Source organism: Bradyrhizobium sp. (genome assembly GCF_028868675.1).
GTDB lineage: Bacteria > Pseudomonadota > Alphaproteobacteria > Rhizobiales > Xanthobacteraceae > Bradyrhizobium.
In genome coordinates, this window is sequence record NZ_JAGWUA010000257.1 from 1 (window position 1) to 5,568 (window position 5,568).

At 67.3% G+C, this 5,568-nt stretch carries 5 protein-coding genes and 1 pseudogene; 3 read left to right on the forward strand and 3 right to left on the reverse strand.

Going from position 1 to position 5,568, the window contains the following annotated elements; genetic code table 11:
• From KGM94_RS22930 to KGM94_RS22940, 3 genes and pseudogenes are all read left to right on the forward strand, one after another.
• Positions 1-119 (forward strand): annotated as a pseudogene (locus KGM94_RS22930) (C4-dicarboxylate ABC transporter); the annotation flags it as partial.
• Positions 116-670 (forward strand): TRAP transporter small permease, encoded by a 555-nt coding sequence (locus KGM94_RS22935; protein WP_300264399.1) that lies wholly within the window; start codon positions 116-118, stop codon positions 668-670. The pseudogene KGM94_RS22930 and the gene KGM94_RS22935, both read left to right, overlap by 4 nt.
• Complete coding sequence (locus tag KGM94_RS22940) at positions 667-2,025, forward strand: TRAP transporter large permease (RefSeq protein WP_300264401.1); 1,359 nt, start codon at positions 667-669, stop codon at positions 2,023-2,025. Before KGM94_RS22935 ends, KGM94_RS22940 begins: the two co-directional genes overlap by 4 nt.
• 34 nt (positions 2,026-2,059) lie before the next feature.
• Here the strand turns inward: KGM94_RS22940 and KGM94_RS22945 are convergent, their stop codons facing one another.
• The 3 genes from KGM94_RS22945 to KGM94_RS22955 form a co-directional block, all read right to left on the reverse strand.
• Complete coding sequence (locus KGM94_RS22945) at positions 2,060-2,974, reverse strand: hydroxymethylglutaryl-CoA lyase (RefSeq protein WP_300264402.1); 915 nt, start codon at positions 2,972-2,974, stop codon at positions 2,060-2,062.
• A gap of 4 nt (positions 2,975-2,978) precedes the next feature.
• Complete coding sequence (locus KGM94_RS22950; protein ID WP_300264404.1) at positions 2,979-4,982, reverse strand: acetyl/propionyl/methylcrotonyl-CoA carboxylase subunit alpha; 2,004 nt, start codon at positions 4,980-4,982, stop codon at positions 2,979-2,981.
• 2 nt (positions 4,983-4,984) lie between these two features.
• Positions 4,985-5,568: carboxyl transferase domain-containing protein (locus tag KGM94_RS22955; protein WP_300264406.1), on the reverse strand; the 584-nt coding region annotated here is incomplete at its 5' end.

Here is a 5,568-nt window from a genome sequence, read left to right on the forward strand (position 1 = left end):
ATGCCGCGACCGTCGGCAAATGGCGCGACATCGCGCGCGACACCGCCTGGAAGGACTATGGCGCGAAGACCGCGACCGCGGCCAACCTCTTGAAGCTCGCCTCCGACGTCGCGGCATGATCCACGGTCCGCTTCCGGACCGTGACGACCGGACCGCCGCTGCCGCGGGCGAAAGCCTCGCGGCAGCGGTCGATCGCGGTCTCGCCGTCTGCAACAGCATCATCGTCGCACTCGCCGCGATCGCGCTGGTCGCGGCCTGCGCCATCCTGAGCTACAGCGTGCTGAGCCGCGCGCTGTTCAAGGCCGCCAACTACTGGCAGGACGAGGCCGCGGTGTTCCTGCTGGTCGGCGCGACATTCATGACGGCGGCCTATGTGCAGCAGCATCGCGGCCATATCGGCATCGAGGCCTTCGTCGGGCTGCTCTCGCCGCTCGCCAACCGCATCCGCCTCTGGCTGGTCGATGCGGTCACGCTGCTGTTCTGCGCGTTCTTCACCTGGAAATCCTGGACGCTCGCGCACGAGGCTTACGTCGACGGCCAGGTCTCGAATTCCATGTGGTCGCCGCCGCTCGCCATCCCCTACTTCCTGATGGCGGTCGGCATGAGCCTGCTCTGCCTGCAGATCATCGTGCAGCTCGCCTTGCCCTTCACCGGAGCGGCGCGGCGATGAGCGTGTTCGGCATCGGACTGTCCTACGGTCTTGCGACGCTGCTCGTGATGTTCTCGGGCATGCCGATCGCGTTCGCGCTCGGCGCGGTGGCGATCGTGTTCATGGGCATCTACATGCCCACGGCCTCCCTCGATACGGTGACGCAGAACGTCTACGAGGAGATGGCCTCGATCACGCTGCTGTCGATTCCGCTGTTCATCCTGAAGGGTGCCGCGATCGGTAAGTCGCGTGCGGGCCAGGACCTCTACTCGGCCCTGCATGCCTGGCTGCATCGCGTGCCGGGCGGGCTCGGCGTCGCCAACGTGTTTGCTTGCGCGCTGTTTGCGGCCATGGCGGGCTCCTCGCCCGCGACCTGCTCGGCGATCGGCTCGGCCGGCATCCCGGAGATGCGCAAGCGCGGCTATTCCGGCGGCTTTGCCGCCGGAATCATCGCCGCCGGCGGCACGCTCGGCATCCTCCTGCCGCCCTCGATCACCATGATCCTGTTCGCGGTGGCCGCCGAGAAGTCGCTCGGCCGGCTGTTCCTCGCGGGCATCGGCCCCGGGCTGCTGCTGGTGACGTTGTTCGGCAGCTACGCCGTGATCCGCTTCCGTCGGGAATATGCCGCGGCCGAAGCCGCCTACAAGAAAGGCGGCGCGGCGACGGCGATCCTCACCCGCGACGAGTATTCGCTGGCCGAGCGCTTCAGCGTGCTGCCGCGGGTGATCCCGTTCGTGCTGCTGCTCACCGGCGTCATGATCGCGCTCTATGGCGGCTACGCCACGCCCTCGGAGACCGCCGGCCTCGGCGGTCTTCTGGCGCTGGGGCTGATTGCGGCGATCTACGGCGTGTGGCGGCCGAGCGACCTCGGTCCGATCATGAAGTCGACCATCCGGGAGTCCACCATGCTGATGATGATCATCGGCATGTCGCTGCTCTATTCCTACGTGATGAGCTATCTGCACATCTCGCAATCGGCGGCCGAATCCATCGTGGCGATGCACCTGCCGCGCTGGGGCCTCCTGTTCGCGATCCTCGCCATGGTGATCGTCCTCGGCTTCTTCCTGCCGCCGGTCTCGATCATCCTGATGACCGCGCCGATCATCCTGCCTCCCTTGCGCGCCGCCAATTTCGACATCATCTGGTTCGGCGTGGTCATGACCATCGTGATGGAGATGGGGCTGATCCACCCGCCGGTGGGGCTGAACATCTTCGTCATCCGCAACGTCGCGCCCGACATCTCCCTGAGCGAGGTGATCTGGGGCACGCTGCCGTTCGTGCTGCTGATGATGGGCGCGGTACTGCTGCTGTGCTTCGTGCCGGAGATCTCGACCTGGCTGCCGGACCTGGTGATGGGGCCGGATGGGAGCCGGTAATGGGCGAATAGCGAGTGGCATCGCTCCCTATGCGCTACTCCCTATTCGCCATTCGCTTCTTCGCGTTCAGCGCCGAGGCCACGCGGCTCGCCGGCGGACGGCCGAGCAGGCGGCTGATCTCGTTGGTCGCCGCCAGCAGCCGGTCCATGTCGACGCCGGTCCTCACTCCCATGCCCTCCAGCATGTAGACGACGTCCTCGGTCGCGACGTTGCCGGTGGCGCCGGGGGCATAGGGACAACCGCCGAGCCCGCCGGCGGCGGCATCGATCACGCGGACGCCCTCCTCCATGCCGGCATAGAGATTGGCGAGCGCCTGGCCGTAGGTGTCGTGGAAATGCATTGCGAGCGCCGCCATCGGGATGTTGGCTCCGACCGCGCGCAGCATCGCCCTGGCCCTGGTCGGCGTACCGACGCCGATGGTGTCGCCGAGCGAAATCTCGTAGCAGCCGAGATCCCACAAGGTGCGGGCGAGATCGGCAACCGCTTTGGGCTTGATCTCGCCGTCGAACGGACAGCCCAGCACGCAGGAAACATAGCCGCGCACCCTGACGCCGTCGGCCTTGGCGCGCGCAAGCACCGGCTTGAAGCGCTCGATCGAGTCCGCCACCGAACAATTGATGTTGGCTCGCGAAAATCCTTCCGACGCCGCAGCGAACACCGACACCACCTGCGCGCCGGCGGCGCGCGCGGCCTCATAGCCCTTTTCGTTCGGCACCAGCACGTGGAATTCGGCGTTCGTGAGGTGGCTGACGCCGCGCAGCACCTGATCCGAGCTCGCCATCTGCGGGATCGCCTTGGGCGAGACGAACGCGCCGACCTCGACGGTGCGCAGCCCCGCCGCCACCAGCGCAGCGACGAAGGCGATGCGCGCATCGACGCTGACCGGCGTCTTCTCGTTCTGCAGGCCGTCGCGCGGGCCCATTTCGATGATGCGGACCTCTTCGCTCATGTCCCTACTCGCCGATCGGCTCGACCTCGGCGAGCTCGACGCCCTCCTGCACGATGTCGCCGACCTTGCACTTGATGGCCTTGAGCACGCCCGCGAACGGCGCGCGCAGCGTCTGCTCCATCTTCATCACCTCCAGTGTCAGGATCGGCGCGCCCTTTTCGAGCCTGGCGCCCTCCTCCGCCAGCACCGCGACCACCGTTCCCGGCAGCGGCGCGGCGATCTTGTCCTCGCCGACCTGCTCCTCGGTGTCGCCGCCGAACGGGTCGACCCAGTGCAGCTCGAAGCGGCCGTTGCGGGTGCGCAAGTACAGTTCGTGGCCCTCGATCACGGCCGAGACCGCCGACTTGACGCCGTCCAGCGTCAGGTCGAAGCCGCCGTCCAGCGGCGCGATGGAAAACGCCAGCTCGCGCTCGCCGATCTCCAGCGTCGAGGGACCGCTGCCGTAGTTCAGCGTGATCCTATGCTCGGGCCCATGGCCGACGCGGAAGGCAAACTTGCGCCGCCGCCGCCCGACCGGCATCCAGCCGAAGGTCTGCCACGGCGAATTCGCCTCGTCCTTCGCGACCTGGCGCTCGTCGTTGACGATCGCCGCCACAGCCGCGCACAGCTCGAGTTCGCCCGGCGTGGCCGCGGCCGGCGTCAGCACCGCGAGCTCGCGTTCGATGAAGCCGGTATCGATCGCGTTTGCCTGCACCTTCGGATGCGACATCAGCGCCGACAGGAACGGGATGTTGGTGACGATGCCGCGGACGTCGGAATGCTCCAGCCCGCGGTTCAATCGCTCGATCGCCGCATCGCGCGTCGGGGCCCATGCGATCATCTTGGCCAGCATCGCGTCGTAATAGGGCGAGACCGCATCGCCCTCGCGATAACCGGCGTCGATGCGCAGGCCCCCGGTCTCGTCCGGCAGGCGCCAGGTCGCAATTCGCCCCACGGACGGCATGAAGTTCTTGTTGGGGTTCTCGGCGTACAGGCGCGCCTCGACGGCATGGCCGTTGAGGCGGATCTCGTTCTGCTTCAACGGCAGCGCCTCGCCGAAGGCGACGCGCAACTGCCACTCGACGAGGTCGATCCCGGTGATCAGTTCGGTCACGGGATGCTCGACCTGCAGGCGGGTGTTCATCTCGATGAAGAACACGTCCTTGCCGTCGGAGACGAACTCGATCGTACCGGCGCCGACATAGTTCACCGCGCCGGCCGCCTTGCGCGCCGCCGCGCACACCGTCTCGCGCTGGGCGGCATCGAGCGTCGGCGACGGCGCTTCCTCGATCACCTTCTGGTGCCGCCGCTGCAGCGTGCATTCGCGCTCGAACAGCGACAGCAGATTGCCGTGGCTGTCACCGATGATCTGCACCTCGATGTGACGGGGGTTGTCGACGTACTTTTCGATCAGCATGGTGTCGTCGCCGAACGCGGCCTTGGCCTCGCGCTTGGCGCTGACGATCGCGGGGCCCAACTCGGCCGCGGAGCGCACGATGCGCATGCCGCGGCCGCCGCCGCCGGCCGACGCCTTGACCAACACCGGAAAGCCGATCTTGTCGGCGGCCTTCGATAGCGTCGCCTCGTCCTGGGCCTCGCCGTGATAGCCGGGCACCAACGGCACCCCGGCCTTCTCCATGAGCGCTTTGGAGCCGGACTTCGAGCCCATCGCCGTCATCATCTCGGCAGTCGGGCCGACGAAGACGAGCCCGGCCTTCAGACAGGCCTGCGCGAACTCGGCATTCTCCGACAGGAAGCCGTAGCCGGGATGCACGGCTTCCGCGCCGGTCTTGCGTGCGGCTTCGATTAGCCGCTCGACATTGAGATAGCTGTCGCGTGCCCTCGCCGGCCCCAGCAGCACGGCCTCGTCGGCAAGTGCCACATGCATGGCGTCGCGGTCGGCCTCGGAATAGACAGCCACGGTGCGCAAGCCCATCGCGCGCGCGGTGCGGATGACGCGGGCTGCGATCTCGCCGCGGTTGGCGATCAGCAGCGTGTGAAAACGCCGGTAAAGGTTCGAACGATCCATCGTCACATCCTGAACAGGCCGAACTTGGTGGGCGCGATCGGCGCATTCGCCGCCGCCGAGAGGCCGAGCCCGAGCACGAGCCGCGTGTCGGCCGGATCGATCACGCCGTCGTCCCACAGCCGCGCCGTGGCGTAGTAGGGATGGCCCTGGCTCTCATACTGGGCGCGGATGGGGGCGCGGAATTTCTCTTCCTCCTCCTTCGACCAGCTCTCGCCCTTGGCCTCGATGTTGTCGCGCCGCACCTGGCTCAGCACCATGGAGGCCTGCTCGCCGCCCATCACCGAGATGCGCGCATTCGGCCACATCCAGAGGAAGCGCGGCTCATAGGCGCGGCCGCACATGCCGTAGTTGCCGGCGCCGTAGGAGCCGCCGATCACCACCGTGAATTTCGGCACCGAGGCGGTCGCAACCGCCGTGACCAGCTTGGCGCCGTCGCGCGCGATGCCGCCGGCCTCGTATTTCTTGCCGACCATGAAGCCGGTGATGTTCTGCAGGAACACCAGGGGAATGCCGCGCTGGCAGCACAGCTCGATGAAATGCGCGCCCTTCAGCGAGCTCTCGCTGAACAGGATGCCGTTGTTGGCGA

Coding starts and splice junctions, on each gene's coding strand:
- KGM94_RS22935 (WP_300264399.1), top strand. CDS start 116: ATGATCCACGGTCCGCTTCCGGACCGTGACGACCGGACCGCCGCTGCC.
- KGM94_RS22940 (WP_300264401.1), top strand. CDS start 667: ATGAGCGTGTTCGGCATCGGACTGTCCTACGGTCTTGCGACGCTGCTC.
- KGM94_RS22945 (WP_300264402.1), bottom strand. CDS start 2,974: ATGAGCGAAGAGGTCCGCATCATCGAAATGGGCCCGCGCGACGGCCTG.
- KGM94_RS22950 (WP_300264404.1), bottom strand. CDS start 4,982: ATGGATCGTTCGAACCTTTACCGGCGTTTTCACACGCTGCTGATCGCC.